A 21,141-nucleotide genomic window follows, 5' to 3' on the forward strand; every position below is an offset into this window, starting at 1 on the left:
AACAATGAAAAAACATCTGTTAAGTGCCGGTATTCGTCATGCCCTGATTCTGGGTGGGGCACTGACGCTCTCTCAGCCGCTGCTGGCGGCGGAGAGCACTAATCCTGCGTTACAGGCGCTGTTCGATCAGGCGGCGTACTGGCACCAGAAAGCGCATGACGATTTGGCGAAAGCCTCGCTGCAGAAAGTGCTGATGGTTGAGCCGAACAACACGCAGGCGCTCTATCTACTGGCGCTCTATTCGCAGCAGAGTGGCGGCACGGCGGAAGCGGCGCAGTGGCGTGCGCGCCTGAGCGCGGCCTCGCCGAACGATCCGCATCTCACCGAGCTGGATAACGCGCGCCAGCTGCAAACCATTCCGCAGGCGCAGCTGCAGCTGGCGCGCCAGCAGGCACGCAGCGGCAATATCGCGGCGTCGCTGCAAACCTGGCGTAACACCTTCAGCGGCAACGAGCCGCCGCCGAGCGTAGCCGCCGAATATTATCTGACGATGGCGGGCGATCGTTCGCTGCTGCCGCAGGCGGTGGAAGCGCTGCGTCAGTTCTCCGCCGATCATCCGCAGGATACCGGTGCCAAATTGGCGCTGGGTAAAGCCCTGACTTATCAGGAATCGACGCGTCGTCAGGGTATCGATGTGCTTGGCAGCCTGGCAGACGGCAACAAAGAAGCTGACCGTTCGCTGCGTCAGGCGCTGTTGTGGCTTGGTCCGCAGGCTTCCGATGCGTCGCTGTACCAAACCTGGCAGCAGCGCCATCCACAAGATAACGCGGTGCTGGATTACTACCGTAAAAACGTCGGCGGCGCGGAGAAAGGTGCGGGCTTTACCGCGCTGAACAGCGGCGACGTCAGCAACGCGCAGAACAACTTTGAGAAAGTGCTGCAAGCCAACCCGCAAGATGCGGATGCGCTGGCCGGGATGGGCTATGTTGCCCAGCGTGCCGGACGTTATGCCGAAGCGGCGGATTACCTGACGCGCGCGGCGCAGTTGGGTGGCGATCAGAGCGACACGCGCCAGAAGCAGGCCGCTGATGCACGTTTCTACGCGCAGCTGGCCACCGCGCAGCAGGCGCTGAAAAACGGTGATAGCGCGCAGGCGTTGGCGCTGAGCGAACCGCTGGCGCAGGCCGACGGTGAGAAAGGCGTCTCTGCTAAACTGTTCCGCGCCGATGTGCAGCGTCGCAGCAATCAGCTCGATCAGGCGGAGCAAACCTATCGTTCCATCCTGCAAAGCGATGCCAATAACCGCAATGCCAAAGAAGGCCTGTTCTACGTGCTGCGTCAGCAGAACCGTGGCGCAGAAGCCAACACCTTGCTGGCATCGCTGCCCGACAGCGTGCGTCAAAGCGTGGCACCGCGCGGCAGCAGCACCGATCCGATTCGTGCGCAGGCCAAGCGTGAAGTGGCGGCGGGCAACAACAGCGCCGCTATCGCCACCTTGACCTCGGGTATTCAGCGCTATCCCAACGACGGATGGCTGCGTCTCGATCTGGCGCGTATCTACCGCGCGCAGGGCGATAACATGATGGCAGCAAATATCATGCAGCCGACCATGCGCAGCGGTGCCAGCACGACAGAACTCTACGCGGGTGCGTTAAACGCCAGCGAAAGCAGCGCCTGGCAGCAGGCGAGTTTGTTGCTGTCGCGCATACCTAATAGCAGCAAGAACAGCGATATGCGCGAGCTGGCGCAGCGCGTCAACTTTAACCTGCAGATGGCCACCGCCGATCAATATCTGGCGCAGGGCTCGAACGCGGCAGCGGCCAACACCTTGCGTGCGCTGGCATCGACGCCGCCAGCCAATCCGGTTGATGCCGGTAATTTGGCACAGAAGCTGGCGAAAGCGGGCGATCTCACCACTGCCGTCTCCGTGGTGCGCAGCAACATGCAGCGCGGCATTCAGGGCAACGCCGGTGATTACGCCGCGCAGGTGGCGGTGCTGAATCAGGCCGGTCTGAACACCGAAGCGCAGAGCTTCCTCAGCAGCCCGGAACTGCAGGCACGCAGCACGCCAACTCAGCTGGCGGGCATCCGCAACGGCTACGTGATCAACGAAGTGGATCGTCTGCGTGAGCAGAAACAGTACGCCGCTGCTTACGACAAGCTGGTGGGCGCGCTGCAGCACGATCCGCAGAACCGCGATCTGATGTTCGCCATGGCGCGACTCTATCAGTCCGGCAAGATGAACAAAGAAGCGGGCGTGGTGTACGACTACCTGATGACGCAGGATACCGCGACGCAAGACGCGCGCACCGGCGCCATCAACGTGGCGCTGGCGCAGAATGACGTTAATAAAGCCAATACCTTAACGCGCGGCCTGCGCAATGAGCAGTCGCCAGACCGCTTGCTGCTGTTAGCCCGCGTGGCCGAAGCCAACGGCGAACACAGCCAGGCGATGAGCTATCTGCGCACCGCGCGCGGTCAGCTGATTGGTCTGCAAGGCGCAGAAACCGGCAGCGTGCCAAGCGTCGGTGGTTTGGCGCTGGCCGACAATCCGTTTATCAATCGCGGCACCTCGCCGGTGGGCCGTTCGCCGTCCAGCTATGGCGCGGTGATGCCGTGGCAGTCGGCTCCAGCGGCCACCAGCAGCGCCGAAGGCGTGACGCTGGCGAGCAACACACCGGCGATTCAGCAAAGCCAGACGCTGCATCAAATCGACAGCATGATGGACGATCTGCAAGAGAAAACCGGCACCTGGGTGCAAGGTCAAATGCAGGTGCGCGGTCGTGATGGCGAATCAGGCTTGAGCAAACTCACTGAAGCCAAAGCGCCACTGACTTTCTCCACCGTGCCGTTTGGCGATGCGCGCTTCGACTTCACCATGACGCCGATTTCCCTCACCGCAGGCAGCGCCGGTGGCGACGCATGGCGTCGTTTCGGCACCAACTCGCTGGTGCAGGGACAAGTGGTGGCATCGGGTGATGCGAAGATTGACGACGTGCCAAACTCCTCTACCGATTCGCAATCCGCGACCGGCGTGGAGCTGAACATGGCGCTGAAGGGCGACAGCTACAAGATTGACCTTGGCAGCACGCCGCTCGGTCAAGACTTGAGTACGCTGGTGGGTGGCGTGCAGTGGTCGCCGAAGCTGACCGACTTCCTGACGCTGATCCTCACCGGTGAACGCCGCGCGATGACCGACAGCCTGTTGTCGTATGTCGGTGTCGAAGACAAAACCAGCGGTAAACGCTGGGGCCGCGTGACCAAAAACGGCGGTAACGCCTTGCTGAGTTACGATAACGGCGATGCCGGTTTCTACGTCGGCGGCGGCGCGTACAGCTACATCGGCGAAAACGTGGCGAGCAACAACAGCGTGCAGGCGACTGCAGGCGCGTATGTGCGTCCGTATCACCTCGACGATCGCGAGCTGAAAGTCGGCATGAGTTTGTCGTGGATGGATTACTCGAAAAACCTCAGCTACTTCAGCTACGGTCAGGGCGGTTACTTCAGCCCGCAGAACTATGCGTCGGTGTCGTTCCCTATCGAGTTCAGCCGCAAGTTTGACGATCTGAAAGTGAACGTCGGCGGTTCGGTGGGTTATCAATCCTACAGCCAGGATAAGAGCGCCTACTTCCCGAATAACCCGTCGTTGCAGGCACAACTGCAAAGTCTGGCCGACCAAGGCTACGTGAAGGATGCGTTCTACAGCGGCGAGAGCAAAAACGGCATTGGCTACAACCTGCATGCCGGTGCGGATTATAAGATCAACAAAGATGTCACCGTGGGCGGTCAGCTAGGCTACGACACCTTTGGCGATTACAACGAAAGCACAGCCAATCTGTACTTCCGTTACATGTTCGGAGATTACTAATGAGTGAGCAAGTAACCGCACGCGTCAGCCATCCGCATCAGCCGGGCTGGTTTGATCTGGTGAGCGCGATGATTGAGAGCATGCTGGACAACGCGGGCGAGGAAGCGGAAGGCTTTCTCAACGGTGTCGGCGTATCGCTGGCAACGCGCTATCCTTTACCTGATGCGCGCACCGTGCAGGATCTGGAGCGTGAAATGAATTTGCAGCTGGCGCGCTTTAACTGGGGCTTTGTGCAGTTACAGCCGCAGGAGAATGCCATTCTGATTCAGCACCACGCGCTGCCGCAGGGCGACAGCAACGTCGGTGTTGAACGCTGGCAGCTGGCGCTGAGCGCAGTGCTGGCAGGCGTGTATGCGCAGTGGCTGCAGGCACAAGGCGGCAGCGCGGCGGTACCGGTGACGCTTGAGAACAACGACGGCGGCACGCTGCACTATCGATATCAATAGGAAGCTGTAATGAGAGTGATGCGGTTCTGGCGTCAATGGATGCTGTGTTTCATGGTGATGTTTTTTAGCGCGCAGGCAGCCGCAGATGGCTGGAGTACCTACAAAAGCCGTTTTATGGGCAGCGATGGCCGTATCAGCGATACGGCGAATAACAATGTCAGCCATACCGAAGGTCAGGGCTACGGCATGTTGCTGGCGGTGGCGCATGACGATCGCACCACCTTCGATCTGCTGTGGCAGTGGACGCGCACTCATCTGCGCAATCCGCAAAACGATCTGTTCTACTGGCGCTACACGCCTGGCGCTGCCAATCCGATTGCCGACAAAAACAACGCGTCGGATGGTGATGTACTGATTGCCTGGGCGCTACAGCGTGCGGCGCAGAAGTGGGGCGGCGATTACCAGCAGGCCTCCGACCGCATTCAGCGTGCGATCGTGAAGCTGAATGTGATCAGCTACGGCGGACACAAAGTGATGCTGCCGGGCGCACAGGGTTTCAACAAAACCAGCTATGTGGTGCTCAATCCCTCCTATTTCCTTTTTGAGGCCTGGCGCGAGTTTGCTGAACACAGCCATTTGCGCATCTGGAATGAGCTGATTGATGACGGCATGGATTTGCTGGGTGATATGCACTTCGGTAAAACCGGCCTGCCGCTCGATTGGGTGGCGCTCAATGCCGATGGTTCAGTGGCACCGGCAGTCGGCTATTCCAACCGTTTCAGCTATGACGCGATCCGTATTCCGCTGAATATCTGGTGGTACGATGCGCAAAGCCTGCGTCTGGTGCCGTTCCAGCGCGTCTGGCAAGGCTCGGCGCGCATGACTACGCCAGCCTGGTATGATGTGTTGGGCAACACGCCAGCGGCGTACAACATGGAAGGGGGGTTGTTAGCGATCCGCGATTTGACGCTGAATCAAACCGGTTACCTCAATGACCGTTTAGCGCCGGATCAAAACTACTTCTCCGCCAGCCTGCAACTGCTGACCTGGATGGCGTATCAGGAAAAGAGGTAAGTCTTGCCTTTGACCAGGTCGCCATAAATGGCGACCCTACAAAACTTGCAACTCATCCGCGTGGTCGCCATTTATGGCGACCAGCCGTTTTTTCCAGCCTTGTCTGAATCTCATTTCATACCGCTGCTTATCTTTGATTCCTTGAACGCGATCAAAGTGACAGCACTAACACACATGCAAATTTGTCATGCTAAAATGTATAGACAAAAGTGTATGGTAAAATGCAAACGGAACTGGAATTTGAGTGGGACTTCAGCAAAGCGGAGTCTAATCGCCGCAAGCATGGCATCCGCTTCGAAGTTGCCGTGCGAGTGTTTGATGATCCTTTTCATCTGTCTAGCCAGGATCGTTGTGAGAATGGTGAATATCGCTGGCAATCAATAGGTAATGTTATGGGGCACATCATTATTTTGGTGGCCCACACGGTTCGTTTTGAGCAGGGCACTGAGATTATTCGCATCATTAGTGCACGTCCTGCCACGCGCAATGAGAGGAGGCGCTATGAGCAAGGTTAGGTTTAAACGCAGCGAATTACCGCCGCTTACGGACAGCCTTCAATCTGAACTGGAAGCGCTGAGTCAAAAGCCTGATAGCGAGATTGATTGCGGTGAAATCGCCCCGTTAAATGAACGTTTCTGGAGCAGTGCTTCCAGCGGGCGGTTTTATCGCCCGATTAAAACGCAGGCTTCGGTGAGAATTGACGCAGATGTGCTTGAGTGGCTGAAAGCGCCGGGTAAAGGTTACCAGACGCGGTTGAACGCTATTTTGCGCGCGGCAATGCTGCGCGAATTAGAAAGCAAGTAGCGGCCGGGCGGCCGCTATTTAAAATCCGCATACGGCGTCAGCGGTTGTGGTGGCATATCCATATCGCCGTTCCAGCCGGACATGGAGTAGCGCATGAAAATCAAACCGTGGCTTGGGGTGTAGTCCTTCGCCTGCTGAATATCCATCGCCAATCCCACCGACCAATGCGGCGTAATGCGTCGCTCCACCAGCGCCTGCAGCGTGTAGCCAAAACCGGTACCCGAGCTGCTGTCTGAGGTGGGATTGGACGCCAGCGTAAAGCCCGGATTGACCGGATAGCGCTGCTGTCCATCGGTATGCGATTGTGACCAGGAAACCGAGCCGCCGAGATCAAACGACCAATTTTCCGTGCGTTGGCGATAGGTCAGCGGCACCGACAGCGAGAAATATTGCTGCGGGCTGTAATAGCCACCCTGGCCGAAGGTGTAGTCGCTGAGATCCTTCTGGTAATGCCACAGCATACTGTTCAGGCCAACGGTGGCGCGGCGATTGTCTTCATTAATCAGCTTATAGTAATAGCCCGCCATCAGGCGTTCGCGGCTATTATCCGCGACGTTATCGCCGCTGAGTTGATGCGCACTGATATCGCCCCACACGCCATGCGCGCCGCCCTGATCGTAACTCAGTCCGAGCGAGCCGCCGGTTGCCACCACGCCGCCCCAGATTTTGCCGCCGTTCGCCGAGGGATCGCGTGCGCCTGCGTACGCCAGCAGCGAGCTGGAGATCGGCCGGCGTGATGCGGTGAACGTCAGGCCAATGTCTTTGACGTCGGCTTTCCAGCTGACGCCGCCGACCCAGTTGCTGGTCTCGAAGCCCAGCGGCGTAGTGCCGACATCAGCCGACCATATATCGTTATGCCAGCCCACGCCCAGCGCGGTGCCTTCATCGCGCTGGTTAAAGTCGTGGCTGCATCCGCCAGAATTGTCATCGTTACAGCTGCCGAACTGCTCGCTGTGGCTGCCGTTGGTGGTGGAGAAGGTGCCGGCTGAAACCAACACGTGATCCACACGCACAAAGCTGCGGCCATCGGCCAGCGGCGTTTCCGCCTGCATCATGGTGGTATGGGCGGTGAAATCGGAGGTGCCGCCGTTGCCTTTGTTGCGCGAGTAATCCTGCTCCAGCGTGAACGTGGTGTCCTGCTGGCGATAAAGATCGGCGGCGTCGCTGCGGATGCTGCGTTTCAGCCAGTCATCCTGCGCCTGATTGCGGGTTAACGCCGTATAGCGATCGTTATCCTGTGGCACATCCTGGCTGATGCCGCTTGCGGCCATCGCCAGCTGATAATCCTGCTGCGCTTGTGTGGGCTGTTGCAACTGCGTTTCCAGCCGCGCTGCATCGCGATACACCAGCGCTTTTTCCTGCGACGGTGCGAGTTTCGTCGCGCGGGTTTTCAGCTCAGCAAACATCTGTTGGGCACGAACTGCATCGCCACTGTTTTGCCAGGCGAGCGCCACGCGTCGCCCGCTGTTGACGTTTTGCTGCGCTACGCTCGGCGGCAAGGTTTTTAACGCGCGTTGCGCTTCCGCAGGGCGTTTCAACGCGATCAAGGCTTCGATGCGACCCAGCGCCGCATCGCCGTTTTTACTGTCTTGCTGCAGCACCTTTTGATAGCTCGCCAGCGCGCTGCGGGCATCGCCGCGCTCCAGCGCCCAATCGGCCAGCGTGATATCGCGGCGAATGGATGCGGGTTGCTGTTTCAGCAGCGCAATCGCCGCCGTTTCATCGCCGCGCGTGCGTAAATCACTGGCGCGGGTAAACACTTTGTCCTGCTCGAGACGATCGGCCAGCTCATGCATGTTGCTGTCCCAGCGCGAAGTGGGCAAGCGATGCAAGGTCGCCAGCGCCGCGTCATCGCGGTCGCCGGAAGCTAGCCAGAGCGCCGAGGCATACAGCGCGGCGGGTTCCTGAGGATGCTGGCGCATCATCGCGTCCATCACTTGCGCACCCTGCGTTTCTTCGCCGCCGTTGCGCAGCGCGCCAGCCAGTCGATAGGCCAGCCAGATATCATCAGGATTCGCCTGCGCTGCCTGGCGATATTTTTCCGCCGCCTGATGCCATTGGCCTTGCTGCGCCAGCGTATCGGCTTCGGCCATCAGCGCATCGGTACGCAGCTGTAGCAGACGACTTTTCGCCGTACTATTGCTGCGATCCAGCCGCAGCGCCTGCTGCCAATAAGTTTCTGCCTGCGCAGCGTTTTTACGCGCCAGCGCCGCATCACCCAGCCCAATCAGCGCCCAGCTATCGCGATTATCCAGCGCCTGCGCGCTGCGGTAATAACGTTCCGCTGTTGCGATGTCGCCTTTTTTCAGCGCCGCATCACCGTTATTGATCGCCAGCCAGTAACGGTTGGTTTGCAGCAGCGACTGCCACTTGCCGATCTGCGTGCTGGCCTGGCCGGCCTGAATCGCTTTCTCCAGCCAGCTAATGGCGGCGGCGCGATTGTTGGCCCGCGCCTGCGCCTGGCCCATCGCGCCCATCAGTTCGGCATCATTAGGGTTGGCTTTTAACGCGGCATTGAGCGCGGCAATCGCATTTGCGCCGCCACCGGCATCCACCAGCGCCAAACCACGCATGCGCTGGCGATACGCGGGATCGGCGAGCAGTTTTTGCTGACGCGCCAGCTCTTGCTGACCGCGCTGCTGGGCATCGCCTTCGGTGAAGGTTTGCAGATATTGCTGCAGGCTGGCGACGCTACGTTCGCTCACCGGCTGATTCTGGATCTGCTGCAACCACAGCTCGGAAGCGGCATCGCGTCCACCGTTGCGGTTGGCGAGACGACGCAGCTGCGTAAAGGCTTCGCCTGGCTGATTGTTATCAAACGCCATGCGCGCCAGCTGCAGCTCAACGCCGATGTTGCCGGGATAGCGCTGCTCCAGCGCCTGCAACTGTTGATACGCTTGCGGCTGCTGGCCGGGTAAACGCGCCACCAACCGCCAATACTCCAGCTCGGTATTCACATCGGGGAATACACCGTGGAACAGCGCGTCCCACGCGGCTTTGGCTTCGGCGACGTGTCCGGCGGTGGCCAGCAAGCGCGCCTGCTGCAGCTGCTGACGACCTTCTGCGGTCACCAGACGCAATCCGGCTTCCGATTCGCGCGTGGCGGCGGCATTCGGTGCCACGCGCTTCAGTTCATCCAGCAGTTTTTGCGCTTTGGCCTGATCGCCCTGACGCAGCGCCATGCGGATTTGCGCCGCCAGCACCTGCGGATTATCAGGGTCGATTTTTTCCAGCCGATAAAGCGATTGCTGGACCAGATCGAGTTTGTTGGTCGATTCACCGGTGCGAATCTGCATCAGCAGCCACTCGACCGGCGAAACCTGTGGACCGATCGGGGCGGCAGCCGAACCGGCTAATACCCCGAGCGTGCTGCCAATCAGCAATCCAAGTTGCAGTTTATTCATCGTCATCCAGCTCGGCCAGACGGCGACGGCTTACCATGCGCATTAAACGCCACGCCATCAGCGCAAACAGAATCACCACCACAACCGCACAAATCGCCAGCCACACCGGATGGGTTGCCAGCAGATTCCACAGACGTTCCCACCACGGCAGGTGACCAACGTAATAGGTTTCGCCGACGCGAATGCTGTTAACGCCCGATTCACGGATCACCGTGGCGGAGCCGAACACCGCCGCGCGTTTGCCGCTGTCGAGCAGCGCGTTATTCAGCAATTCCCAGCCGCGTGGGCTGTCGGCCAGCAGCGCCACGACGCTGCGTTGATCGTTGAACGGTGACTGGAAGCCAACAATCGCGCCCATCGGTCCGCGTGAGCTGATGGTGGTTTGGCTTTCCACGGCGCGTTCACTGTCAGAAATCGGCACGTTGGCCGCCGCATTGGCGCGTGCGGGCATGCTGATCCAGCTGCGTGCGGCATCGGCCAGCAGCGGGATCTTAGTATCGTCCTGCAGATCCTGCGGAATGCCGCCGATCATCAACATATCCGCATCCGCTGATTTCGCTTTGCTCCAGTCATCGCTCATCTGCACGCGCAGCGCCGGATAACCGGTTTGCGCGCCGATGCTGCCGAGCGCATTCAACAGCGTGCTGACTTCGTCATTGCTCGGTTTAGGCTGCACCAGCACCAGCGTTTGTGCCAGATCGGCGAAACGGCTATACGGGAAACCGGCGTTGGCGAACGCACCCAGCGACGGCATTTCGATGTAATGGCGATAGCCGGAGAAATCGATGCTTGAGGTATCGTCAATCACCACGTGATGTCCGACGGCGGTGACGGTTTCGCAGCGGCCATCGGCGGTGCCACCAATAAAGGTGTTGGCGTAATCAAAGTTAAAGCGCAGCTGATTCACCACACCGAGGCGCAGCGCCGGAATGGTCAACTGGCGATTGCTGTCCTGCAAACCCTGCATCAGCGGAATGCGCATCAGCTGCTGACCGGCAGTGTCTTTCTGCGTCAGCGGATAATCCTGCATGAACTGATTGTTGAGATGCACCGCGAGGCGCGAGCCATCCTGCTGAATCGGCGATGTGTAGCGATAACGCAGATCCATATCGATACCGCGTGCGCGGACCAGGAACAGATCCGGTGGCAGATTCAGCGTCAGGCTAATCGGATTCGGCTGTAAGCCATCGCCCTGCAGCTGATTTTGATACTGCGTCAGCTCGGCAAAGGTGGTACGGCGATCGGTGCGCACCCAGTTCGGTGCATCGTACGCCTGGCGCGCGGCCAGCAATTTTACGCTGTCGATGGTTGAGGTATCGCCGCGCAGCAGCAGCTGACCTTGCGAGATTCCCTCCACCGCAGTTAACAGATCCTGATCGTCGCGACCCAGAATCAGCAGCATCTTCTCGTACGGATTGTCCGGCTGATTCACCATCTCCACCGTCGGTTTCCCCACCGGCGGCAGGTCTTTCAGGAAGTCGGGACGATGATCGTTGGTGGCAAACACCACCGCATGCTGCTCTTTGGGCAACTGGTTATACAGCACCGGGAAAGATTGTCCGCGCCACTGCGCTTTGCTGCCAAACCATGAAGCCAGAATCCCGGCCGCACGCTGTTGCAGCAGATTCGGCTGGGCGTTGAAGACCATCGGCAGCTGCAGCGGACGGCTGTCGCGCGTATCAAAGAACGGCTCCGGGAAATGCGACAGATCGTTCTTTAACGGCAGCTTTTGCAGCGTTAAATCGAGTTTGCTGGCTTTGCCGATATCCAGCCAGATAGTGCTGTTGGCCGGGTTTTCACACACGTTGGCGTAGTGACCAACCAGTTCGAGGCGCACTCGGTTGAAGTCGCTGATAAAGCGCGGATCGATAGGGATCTGCGTTTGATTCTCTTTGCCAAGCTGATCGGCGGTGACGGTCACCAAACCTACCAATTCATCGTTGAGATAGACCTTTAGCTGCGACAGCGTGGGAATCAGCGCTGGCGACGGACGATAGCTCAGATTCAGCAGCGCGCGCGTCACCACTTCATCGCTGCGCACGCCAAACTCAATCTGGCTGCTCGGTTCGGTACCGCGCAGCGTCATGCTGCCGGGCGGCGGTGCGACCTGATTAAACACCAGCTGGCTGTCACGCAGCGGCGCGTTGGCATCGACCAGCGCGTTCACCTCCGGTAACGGCTGCGGCGCATTGATTGCGCCAGAGGTCTGTGGCGCGGCCTGCACCACAGCTACGCAGCCCAGCATCAGGGCGGTGAACCAACTCAGTTTTTTCGTCATGGTCATATCATCAACTTAAGTAAAATCGGTTTTGATCGTCGCGGGCTGGCGGTCAATACGCTGCGGTAGCAGTGTCGCCAGCCAGCTCACCAATGCGGTGAGCCCACGGAATAAACGGCGCAGTGGTGCAGGGCCATACTCGGCCAGACGCAGATAGCCTTTAAAACCCAGCACCATAATGTCGGCCAGACTTTGCACCGGTTTGTCTTCCGGGAAGCCGTCCTGCCACAGCGCCCAGGTATCGGCGCGGGCGAAAGTGCATTGAATAAATTCAATGTGTTGACGCGTGCTGAGTTGATGCAAACGAATGCCGGCGCGACGGCCAAACACGCGTTGCACCTGACACGGGAAGCTGAACTCTTGCTGACCACGGCGCAGCAGCAGCGACACGGTTTCGTCCTCTTTCAGCGCATCGGCTTCACGCAGCTCAACGCCCACGCCGCCGTCGGAATAGTCGCGCAATGTGCACGGCACCATGTGCCCATCCTCACGCGCGATGGCGGCGGGCATGGCGATTTCCACACGATGCGCTTCGCGGATTTGGCGCGCTTCAACCGAAACCGCCACCGCGCCGCCGAGAATAATCATGTTGTAGATCACCCACACCAGGCTGACCCAAATGGTGAGCATTTCGTTGGCCGGACCGTACGCCATGCGCCAGAAGGCCATACCGATACCGGCGATATTCAGCAGCACCAGCATCATGTACGGCTTGGTAATCACCCAGTCGAGATGACGCTCGGCCACCAAACCGCCTTTGGCGGTAACATTGAACTTGCCTTTATGCGGATTGAACAGCGCCACCGTGGTTGGTCGCGCGATGTACCACGCCAGCACGGTTTCATACACTTCGCTCCAGAACGAGTGACGCCAGCGGCCCTGAATGCGCGAGTTGGTCAAACTGGTGTGCAGCATGTGCGGCAGCACGTAGATGGCGATCGCCAGCGCGGGCGCGTAAATGATGTAGGCGTGGAACAGTAGAAACGCCAGCGGTGCCAGCAGGAAGATCAGGCGCGGAATCCCGGCGAGAAAGTGCAGCATGGCGTTGGCGTAACACAGGCGCTGCACCAGCTTTAACCCTTTGCCAAACAGCGGGTTATCGAGGCGGAAAATCTGGACCATGCCGCGCGCCCAGCGGATACGCTGGCCAATATGCGCGGACAAACTCTCGGTGGCCAAACCGGCAGCCTGTGGAATACGGATATACGCCGAGGTGTAACCCTGACGATGCAGGCGCAGCGAGGTGTGTGCATCTTCGGTGACGGTTTCTACCGCAATGCCGCCGATCTGATCCAGCGCGGTACGGCGCAATACGGCGCAGGAGCCGCAGAAGAACGCTGCATCCCAGGTATCGTTGCCATCCTGCACCAAACCGTAGAACAGCGAACCTTCGTTAGGCGTCTGGCGGAAGCGGCCGAGGTTACGTTCGAACGGATCGGGCGAGAAGAAGTGGTGCGGCGTTTGCAGCATCGCCAGCCGATGATCTTTCAGGAACCAGCCCATGGTCAGCTGCAGAAACGAGCGCGTCGGCACATGGTCGCAGTCAAAAATCGCCACATACTCGCTGCGGCACACCGCTTTCAACGCATGGTTGATGTTGCCCGCTTTGGCATGTTCGTGAGTAGGGCGCACCACGTAATTGACGCCGACGCTGGCGGCAAATTCGCGGAACTCTTCGCGCGTGCCATCATCCAGCAGGTAGATATTCAGTTTGTCCTGCGGCCAGTCGATGCCCATCGCCGCGTAGATGGTCGGTTTCACCACGCTGAGCGGTTCGTTGTAGGTCGGCACCAGAATATCGACGCTCGGCCACGAGGTAATTTCCGGCGGCATCGAGACCGGCTGACGATTGAGCGGCCACAGCGTCTGGAAATAACCCAGCACCAATACCGCCCACGCATAGGTTTCGGCACCAATCAGCAGCAGACCAAACGTCAGGCTGAGCGGATCGTCCCAGTTGAGGGTTTCGGTATAGCGCCACCACAGATAACGGCAGGAAATCGTCAGCGATAACACGATCAACATGATAGTAGACAAGCGCCCCGGCACGCGCCGCACCAGCATCGCTAATCCCCATAACAGCAGCACGAAGACAAACTGCGTGGTGATGCCGAAGGGTTGCGAAATGCACAGCAGCGCCAGCAGGCTGGCAACAACAGCCGCCACGATAAACAGCAGCTGACGCAACCACGCGGGCAGCGCCTGAATACGTTGTTCGCTGCGCTGGGCAAAACGGTTGTGTTCCAGCCGTGCTGGCAGCGCGCCGAGCCATTGATACAGCCGTTCGCGCCAGCGGAACAGCGGCTTGACGCTGAAACTTTTACGCGTGCGCTTGTCGAGCGGCAATACCAGCATCAGCCACAGGCTTTGCAGTGCATAGCGCAGCGGGTCAAGCGGTCGCGGACGCAGCGGCGAAATTTGCGGATAGTAACGCTGACGATGTTGCAGGATGCGCTGCCAGCCGGGTGTTTCCAGCCGCAACAGCGACCACGCCAGCACGCACCACATCAGATGCAGTGCGATGGTGAAGCGGCCCGCGCCATGCTGATGCGCCAGCTGTGCGCGGCGTTGCAGTGCCTGCCACGCTTGCGGCATCAGCAGCCAGCGTAATGGATTCACGCCACGCCTCCCGCCACATTAAGCAGCAGCCAGTTGGCCAGCGTGTTGATCTCTTCACTGGCCAGCGCATGCGGCCGATATTCGCCCACCGGTTGTTTCATCATCAGCGCTTCCGCCAGCGCTTCATCGCGGTGAATGACCTGTGGAATCAGGTTTTTCAGCGAGCTGATCCACAGCTGATGCAAATCCTGCTGCAGTTGGCTGTTGGCGTTGAACTGGTTGATCAGGAACAGCGTGTGCGCAGGAAAACGCGCGTGATGCAGACGCAACTGGCAGTTGGCATCCAGCGTCAGCACCTGCAGCAAACGATCGGCTGCGGCAACCAAAGATCGCTGCCACGGCAACAGATCCGCTGGGATGTCGAAAATAATCCAGTCGTAGTGTGATTTCAGGGCCGGTAACGCATTTAGCAGCGGTGCGGCAAATTCTGAGTTGATATTGCTGATGTTGGCGCTCTGTTGCGGCGTGAGTGCGCCAAACGGCAGAAAATCCAGTCCCGCTTGATAGCGCTGTGCGCACTGCTGCCAAGCTTGCTGTTCGAGCAGCGCAGATGCCCAACCCTGAGTGTGGGTGAGCGGCAAATTGAAGTGGGCAGCCAGTTGATTTACCGGGGAAAAGTCGATAACCAGTACCGATTGCTGCAGCGCGTTAAACGCCCAGCCGAGCGCGGCGCTCAGCGAACTGGCGCCACAGCCGCCACGCAATCCTTGTAATGCAATAACAGGCATTAACGTTCTGACTCCTGTGCCGCGCTTATTTCACGCAGCAATGGCCAGCGCGTCATAATGGTATTAAGTCGCGCTTCGCGGGCAATATCAATGTAACGAAATGCCTTGAGAGAAAAGGCATCACTCAAAGCGGTAATGTCATCGTGCTCTTCGCTGCTAGCAGCATTTAGCGAAAATGCATTCTCTGTTTTCATTATTTTTTTGCCACCAAAAAATCGACAACGGATGAATTGTGCTTCTATTTTTTGTAAAGTTTAAACCTGAAGTAAAGACAAATGCTATCCACAGATCAATGTGATTTGCATTAATAGGCTATTTTTTTATTTCACCGGTTCCAATTGTGGCTGTGTGGATTAAACTAGCCTCGATTTTATCGATCGCGAATAAAATATGAAAAATCATTATGCGCTTGGCCTGCAGCAGATTCAGCAGGAATTAAATACTCTGCAGAATCCAGGGTTTTACTGGATTACCAGCCAGCGTCAGGAAGATGCAAGAATGCTTTTACGTCAGGTGGTTAGCCAGCAAAAGGCGGCTACGCTGATCAGTGCAGACGAGAAACCGCAGGCGCTGCTGACGCCCGATCCCACCGGCGGTCCGGCGCGTATGCCGTTATTTTCACTGCCGGCGAATAAAAGTAGCTTACAGCAGCTGGAGAGTGATTTTTCCCGCGTGCTGAATAGTCGCAGCGGACTGGTGATTTTTTATAGTAATGCCGCGTTGTGGGGAAAATTATCGCCCGATGAGTTGACCATTTGGCTTAAGCGCATGCGTCGATTGATAACAAAAAAACAAATCACGCTGTTAATGATCACCTCCGGCGCGTCAATAATTCACTTACGTAATCATCTGCAAGGTTATTTTCGCCAGCTTGATGGTCTCGCGCATTTAGATTTTCAGCAGGACAGTTGGCAATATCGAATTAACTGGTGGTATGCGGCAGATAAATTACTGGCCGATCGTGCTATCCGTTTGAGTTGCGGTGATAATCAATTTATTGCCGAAAATGATGCAGAACAAAATATTCCATTAAGCCGCAATGATGAAAACCAATTCCTTGCGCAAGAAGGTGTGCTGGAAGGCGCACCGCCACTTTCTGTGCAGTGGCAATTATTTAGTGACAATGAAAGCGTGTTCTCGCGTGCCCAGCAGGCAAATGCGGCAACCGTCATCTTTAGCCTGGTCCATAACCAAGACATTAATTCTTTAGCAACCATGGTCCATAGTCTGCGCCGTTCACGCGGTAGCGCGCTTAAGATTGTGGTGCGCGAAATCAGTACCACGCTGCGCTACAGTGATGAGCGTTTGCTGCTGGCCTGCGGGGTGAATGCCATCGTACCAACGGCGGCCAGCCTGTCGCGTTTTCTTACCACGCTGGAGGGGATTCAGGGGCAACAGTTCTCGCGCCATGTGCCTGCCAATCTCAACGCCCTGATGCAGGCGCTGCAACCATTGCAGCAGAAAGGCTATTTACCGCTGGACGCGTTTTGCGCGGCGGTGCAGCAGCTAATGGCCAACACGTTGCTGCCGGAAAATGACAAAGGTTTGCTGGTGGCGCTGCGTGCGGTGCCGCAGCTGAAACCCGAACAGATTCTGACGCTGTGCAAACCGCGCCGCTTCGGTGATTTGGTGACGCTGGTGAACGACCGCATCTATCTGTTCCTCTCTTCGTGCCGCTTCAACGACTTGGATATCGCGCTTAAATCAATCTTCTCCTTGCCGCATGACGAGCTGTTTAGCAATCGCATCGTCTGGTTTGAAGATAATCAGATCGTGTCGGAGGCGGACAAGATTCGTCAGCTGACATCGGTGGTACAGCGCGACAGACAAGCCGCGCCGCTGGCCGCTGTGCCAGTCGCTACGCAGGCCGACGTGCCTGAGCGCGGAGCACAAACGCCGCAGCCGATTACCCTCAACCTCGACGGAGTAAGCCACCAATGACACTGATGGATTGGGTGCAGGTGGCGATCCTGCTGTTACTGATTTTACTGTTCCTGAGATCACTGTTTGGGCGCGGGCTCACGCGCAGCGGCACCAATCCGCTGCTACGTTTGCTGCCGACGCGCGCATTGAAATCAGAAGGGCAGTGGCAACGCAAAACCAATAAAACGGATAAACATGAATAACAGATTCACGATGCACGGTTCGTGGTGGCGCGGCCTCGGTGGCTGGAACTTTTACTTCCTGATCAAATTTGCGCTGCTGTGGTATGGCTACCTCAATTTCCACGCGCTGAGTAATCTGGTGTTTCTGGCGTGGCTGCTGTTCCCGCTGCCGAGCGCGCGGCTGCATCGTCTGCGTCAGTGGATTTCGCTGCCAATTGGCATTACGCTGTTCTGGCACGATACCTGGCTGCCGGGACTCAACTCGATCATGAGCCAGGGCAGTCAGCTGGCGGGCTTCTCGCCCAGCTATCTGCTCGACCTTGCCGATCGCTTTATCAACTGGGAGATGATTGGCGCGGCCTTTGTGCTGCTGGTGCTGTATCTGTTTGTCGCGCAGTGGATTCGCGTCACCGTGCTGGTGTCGCTGATGCTGATCTGGCTCAACGTGCTGACGATCGCCGGGCCGGCAATGAATTTACTGCCGAGCAGCGCCGCTACGCCGACGGTGAAGCTCAACGATACGCCTGCGGCGAAAGCGCCAGATGGCCTCGATCAATCCGCGCCGCCAACCAGCGCCAATCTTACCGCGTGGCTTAACCGTTTTTACGACGCCGAGCGCCAGCGTTCAACGCACTTCCCGGACGCATTGCCTGCCGATTCGCAGCCGTTCGATATTCTGGTGATCAACATCTGTTCGCTGTCGTGGTCGGATTTGAATGTCGCGCAGCTGCGCAATCATCCGCTGTGGCAGCACTTCGATATTCTGCTCAACAACTACAACTCCGCCACCGGTTACAGCGGCCCGGCGGGAATTCGTCTGCTGCGTGCCAGCTGCGGCCAGAGCTCGCACAGCGATCTGTACAAAGCCACCGATCAGCGCTGCTACCTGTTTGATAATCTGGCCAAGCTGGGCTTTAAACAGCAGTTGATGATGGATCACACCGGCGTGTTTGGTAACTATCTCAAAGAGCTGCGTGAAGAGGGCAATCTGCAGGCGCCGTTGATGTCGCAGGCGGGCATCGCGCCGGAAGTGACGTCGTTTGATGGCTCGCCGGTATTTAATGATGCGCAGCTGATGCAGCGCTGGCTCGACGATCGCACCAAGAGCAGCGATGCGCGCTCCGCTACCTTCTATAACCTGATTCCGCTGCACGACGGTACGCGCGAGCTCGGCAGCACGCGCAGCGCCGACTGGCAGCCGCGCGCCAAAGTGTTGTTTGATCAGCTCGATGCTTTCCTGACTAATCTGGAGAAATCGGGTCGTCGCGTAATGGTGCTGGTGGTGCCGGAACACGGCGCGGCGCTGCAGGGCGACAAAATGCAGATGTCAGGACTGCGTGATATCCCAAGTCCGGATATCACTCATGTGCCGGTCGGCATCAAGTTTGTCGGCATGAAAGCTCCGCATCAGGGCCAGCCGCTCAGCGTGGAGACGCCAACCAGCCTGATGGCGATTTCGGAAATCGTCTCACGCGTGGTGGATGGTCAGGTGTTTAACGCGCCGAACGTTAATATGTCGGTGCTGACCGATAATCTGCCGCAGACGCCGGTGGTATCGGAGAACGATAATGCGGTGGTGATGATGTATCAGGGCAAACCGTGGATCCGCCTGAACGGCGGCGATTGGGTGCCGTATCCGCAGTAATCCGGAACGAGGATGCACCAGGTCGCCATAAATGGCGACCCTACAGAATTTATATCGTAGGGGCGCCATTTATGGCGACCTGGCATGCATTTACTTACGCTGGAACCTGCATAATTCCGAATCACTTCATAAATAACCCAACTTGCCTATTTTTCGCCTTTATCCCGGCGAAAAAAACGCGTGACCTGGGATATACTCGCTGCGAATTTCATCTCATTACACGCCTATGTGGCCTGGAGAAGTTTTGTTGCGCGTCAGTCGTTCTCTAACGATAAAGCAGATGGCGACGGTTTCCGCCGTGGCGATGGTGACCATCTGCATCTTTATTGTCATCCAGCTCTTTCACTTTGTGCAGCAGCGCAGGATTGACTACGCCCAGCAAATGGAAAATGTGGCGCACACCGTGCGTCAGCCGCTCTCCGAAGCAGTACTTAAAGCCGATATTCCGCAAGCGGAACGTATCCTCAATACCCTAAAACCGGCCGGTATTTTATCGCGCGCCGATGTGGTGTTGCCGAATGCCTTCCAGGCGCTGCACGCCGATTTCGCGCCGGAAAAACCGGTACCGCGCTGGGTCGCGCGCCTGTTTGAACTGCCGGTACAAATCACGCTGCCGCTCTATTCGGTCGAGCGATCGGGCTTGCCAAAGCCGATTGCCTATTTGGTGTTGCAGGCCGACTCCTCGCGCGTTTATCAGTTCCTGCTCAGCACCTTGTCGACCATGATCACCACCTATCTGCTGCTGGCGCTGATCCTCTCGATCGCCATCAGCTGGTGTATCAATCGCTTGATTGTGCATCCGCTGCGCGACATTTCGCGTGATTTGCAGGAGCTGCCGCCGCAGGCGATTCTGACCCACAAAATGAAGCTGCCGCATAATCATCGCGATGATGAAATCGGCATGCTGATCCGCAGCTACAACCGCAATCAGCAGGTGCTGGAGTCGATTCACGACGAAATGAGCCGCATGACCACCCATTTTGCCGTGACGGATCTGCCCAATCGCGCGCTGTTCCTCGCACTGCTCGAACAGCACATGAGCCATCGCCACAATCGTCAGGCGTGGGGCTTGATGGTGATTCGCATTGAAACGCTGCAGGAAGCCAACGGCGTGTTGAGCGATGAGCAGCGCGATACGTTGATGCTGACGCTGGTGGAGAAGATTCGCAGCACCGTTGACGATCACTCGCTGCTGGCGCAAACCGGCCCCAGCGACTTCGCCTTGCTGATGAAGCGCGCGCACAATCCGTTCCGCGCCATGCGTTTAGCGCGCAACCTGATGATTCGCATCAATCAGCCGGTGAACCTGCAACAGCTGCAGCTGCGTCCGAATGCCAGCATTGGTTTGGCGCTGCACGAAGAGAACAGCATTTCGGCCAGCGAACAGCTTGATCGCGCTACCTCGGCGATGATGTCGGCGCGCCATCAGGGCAAAAACCAGATTCTGTTCTTCGACCCGGCGCTCACCGAGCGGGCGCAAAAGCGTTTAACGCAGGAGCACGACATCTTGCAAGGTTTACAGGACGAGCAGTTTGCCCTCTATCTGCAGCCGCAAATCAATATGGAAACCGGCGAACTGGCTGGTGCCGAAGCGCTGCTGCGCATGCGCATGCCGGATGGCAGCTACGGATTGTCAGAAGAGTTTATTGCCAGCGCCGAAGAGATTGGCGTGATTTCGGCCATTGGTCGCTGGGTGTTTGAAGAAGCTTGCCGCATTCTGGCCGGCTGGCAGAAGCAGGGCATTAATATCCCGCTCAGCGTCAATATCTCGGCGGTGCAGCTGCGTGATGCCAGTATGGTCAGCCATTTGCAGGGCTTACTGGAGCGCCATCGCATTGCGCCGGGCAACTTCGTACTGGAAATCACCGAAACCGCGCAGATTGGCGATGCCGAGCAGGCGATTGCGCTGCTGCGCTTACTGCAGCAAACCGGCGTGGCAGTGGCGCTCGACGATTTCGGTATGGGCTACTCCAACCTCAACTATCTGCATCAGTTCAAAGCGCTGCCGGTGAATAAGCTGAAAATGGATCGCAGCTTCGTCGCCGCGCTGCCGGATGACGACACCATGGTGCGCATCGTGGCGGCGATTGCCGACATCATTCATCTCGACGTCATCGCCGAAGGTGTGGAAACCGCCGAGCAGCGCGACTGGCTGCTGGCACGCGGAATTACTATAGGGCAAGGCTACTTATACGCTGAAGCGCTGCCGCTCCACGTCTTTAATCAACGCTGGCTCAATAGCTCGCAACTCCCTGAATAATCACCTTGGTTATTGATTTTCCTTACAAAA

14 protein-coding genes are annotated in these 21,141 nt (G+C 57.9%); 9 read left to right on the top strand and 5 right to left on the bottom strand.

Annotated elements, in window-relative coordinates; genetic code table 11:
• Positions 1–4 precede the first annotated feature (4 nt).
• The 5 genes from ACXIZX_RS19995 to ACXIZX_RS20015 all read left to right on the top strand — a co-directional run bounded on the left by ACXIZX_RS19995 (position 5) and on the right by ACXIZX_RS20015 (position 6,072).
• Entirely contained in the window at positions 5–3,808 is a 3,804-nt protein-coding gene (locus ACXIZX_RS19995; protein ID WP_179452852.1) for a cellulose biosynthesis protein BcsC, read from the top strand.
• Positions 3,808–4,254 carry a cellulose biosynthesis protein BcsD gene (gene bcsD / locus ACXIZX_RS20000; protein ID WP_008104594.1) on the top strand — a complete coding sequence of 149 codons (447 nt, stop codon included), beginning with the start codon at positions 3,808–3,810 and terminating at the stop codon, positions 4,252–4,254. Before ACXIZX_RS19995 ends, bcsD begins: the two co-directional genes overlap by 1 nt.
• Positions 4,255–4,263: 9 nt before the next feature.
• Positions 4,264–5,268: a family 8 glycosyl hydrolase gene (locus ACXIZX_RS20005; RefSeq protein ID WP_479404799.1), complete on the top strand. Its 1,005-nt coding sequence runs from the start codon at positions 4,264–4,266 to the stop codon at positions 5,266–5,268.
• Positions 5,269–5,489: 221 nt separating this feature from the next.
• Complete coding sequence (locus ACXIZX_RS20010) at positions 5,490–5,783, top strand: BrnT family toxin (protein WP_179452850.1); 294 nt, start codon at positions 5,490–5,492, stop codon at positions 5,781–5,783.
• Positions 5,770–6,072, top strand: coding sequence for a BrnA antitoxin family protein (locus ACXIZX_RS20015; RefSeq protein WP_179452849.1), 303 nt, complete (start codon positions 5,770–5,772; stop codon positions 6,070–6,072). The genes ACXIZX_RS20010 and ACXIZX_RS20015 overlap by 14 nt, the downstream gene beginning before the upstream one ends.
• A 14-nt stretch (positions 6,073–6,086) precedes the next feature.
• Here the strand turns inward: ACXIZX_RS20015 and bcsC are convergent, their stop codons facing one another.
• From bcsC to bcsR, 5 genes are read right to left on the bottom strand one after another with little or no spacing between them, the layout of a single operon-like run.
• Positions 6,087–9,476 (bottom strand): cellulose synthase complex outer membrane protein BcsC, encoded by a 3,390-nt coding sequence (gene bcsC / locus ACXIZX_RS20020; RefSeq protein WP_479404800.1) that lies wholly within the window; start codon positions 9,474–9,476, stop codon positions 6,087–6,089.
• Positions 9,469–11,754, bottom strand: a complete 2,286-nt coding sequence (gene bcsB / locus ACXIZX_RS20025; RefSeq protein WP_179452847.1) for a cellulose biosynthesis cyclic di-GMP-binding regulatory protein BcsB — start codon at positions 11,752–11,754, stop codon at positions 9,469–9,471. The genes bcsC and bcsB overlap by 8 nt, the downstream gene beginning before the upstream one ends.
• Positions 11,755–11,769: 15 nt before the next feature.
• Positions 11,770–14,373, bottom strand: a complete 2,604-nt coding sequence (gene bcsA, locus ACXIZX_RS20030) for a UDP-forming cellulose synthase catalytic subunit (protein WP_179452846.1) — start codon at positions 14,371–14,373, stop codon at positions 11,770–11,772.
• Positions 14,370–15,101 (bottom strand): cellulose biosynthesis protein BcsQ, encoded by a 732-nt coding sequence (gene bcsQ, locus ACXIZX_RS20035; RefSeq protein ID WP_179452845.1) that lies wholly within the window; start codon positions 15,099–15,101, stop codon positions 14,370–14,372. The genes bcsA and bcsQ overlap by 4 nt, the downstream gene beginning before the upstream one ends.
• Positions 15,101–15,295: a cellulose biosynthesis protein BcsR gene (bcsR, locus tag ACXIZX_RS20040; RefSeq protein ID WP_061719343.1), complete on the bottom strand. Its 195-nt coding sequence runs from the start codon at positions 15,293–15,295 to the stop codon at positions 15,101–15,103. Before bcsR ends, bcsQ begins: the two co-directional genes overlap by 1 nt.
• Positions 15,296–15,491: 196 nt before the next feature.
• Between bcsR and bcsE the strand changes: the two genes are divergently transcribed.
• From bcsE to hmsP, 4 genes are all read left to right on the top strand, one after another.
• A complete protein-coding gene (gene bcsE / locus ACXIZX_RS20045; protein ID WP_179452843.1) occupies positions 15,492–17,042 on the top strand; it encodes a cellulose biosynthesis protein BcsE in 1,551 nt (516 codons plus the stop codon).
• On the top strand, positions 17,039–17,227 hold the full coding sequence (locus ACXIZX_RS20050) for a cellulose biosynthesis protein BcsF (protein ID WP_008105667.1): 189 nt from the start codon (positions 17,039–17,041) through the stop codon (positions 17,225–17,227). The genes bcsE and ACXIZX_RS20050 overlap by 4 nt, the downstream gene beginning before the upstream one ends.
• Positions 17,220–18,851, top strand: coding sequence for a cellulose biosynthesis protein BcsG (bcsG, locus tag ACXIZX_RS20055; RefSeq protein WP_179452842.1), 1,632 nt, complete (start codon positions 17,220–17,222; stop codon positions 18,849–18,851). The genes ACXIZX_RS20050 and bcsG overlap by 8 nt, the downstream gene beginning before the upstream one ends.
• Positions 18,852–19,098: 247 nt before the next feature.
• Positions 19,099–21,111, top strand: a complete 2,013-nt coding sequence (hmsP, locus tag ACXIZX_RS20060) for a biofilm formation regulator HmsP (RefSeq protein WP_312182520.1) — start codon at positions 19,099–19,101, stop codon at positions 21,109–21,111.
• Positions 21,112–21,141 lie beyond the last annotated feature (30 nt).

It is taken from the genome of Candidatus Pantoea symbiotica, assembly GCF_056491525.1.

Bases quoted from the DNA above. Each gene is read 5' to 3' on its own strand.
- bcsB (WP_179452847.1), bottom strand. From the start codon at position 11,754: ATGACGAAAAAACTGAGTTGGTTCACCGCCCTGATGCTGGGCTGCGTA.
- bcsD (WP_008104594.1), top strand. From the start codon at position 3,808: ATGAGTGAGCAAGTAACCGCACGCGTCAGCCATCCGCATCAGCCGGGC.
- ACXIZX_RS20050 (WP_008105667.1), top strand. From the start codon at position 17,039: ATGACACTGATGGATTGGGTGCAGGTGGCGATCCTGCTGTTACTGATT.
- bcsR (WP_061719343.1), bottom strand. From the start codon at position 15,295: ATGAAAACAGAGAATGCATTTTCGCTAAATGCTGCTAGCAGCGAAGAG.
- ACXIZX_RS20015 (WP_179452849.1), top strand. From the start codon at position 5,770: ATGAGCAAGGTTAGGTTTAAACGCAGCGAATTACCGCCGCTTACGGAC.
- bcsC (WP_479404800.1), bottom strand. From the start codon at position 9,476: ATGAATAAACTGCAACTTGGATTGCTGATTGGCAGCACGCTCGGGGTA.
- ACXIZX_RS20005 (WP_479404799.1), top strand. From the start codon at position 4,264: ATGAGAGTGATGCGGTTCTGGCGTCAATGGATGCTGTGTTTCATGGTG.
- ACXIZX_RS20010 (WP_179452850.1), top strand. From the start codon at position 5,490: ATGCAAACGGAACTGGAATTTGAGTGGGACTTCAGCAAAGCGGAGTCT.
- bcsQ (WP_179452845.1), bottom strand. From the start codon at position 15,101: ATGCCTGTTATTGCATTACAAGGATTGCGTGGCGGCTGTGGCGCCAGT.
- bcsG (WP_179452842.1), top strand. From the start codon at position 17,220: ATGAATAACAGATTCACGATGCACGGTTCGTGGTGGCGCGGCCTCGGT.
- bcsE (WP_179452843.1), top strand. From the start codon at position 15,492: ATGAAAAATCATTATGCGCTTGGCCTGCAGCAGATTCAGCAGGAATTA.
- ACXIZX_RS19995 (WP_179452852.1), top strand. From the start codon at position 5: ATGAAAAAACATCTGTTAAGTGCCGGTATTCGTCATGCCCTGATTCTG.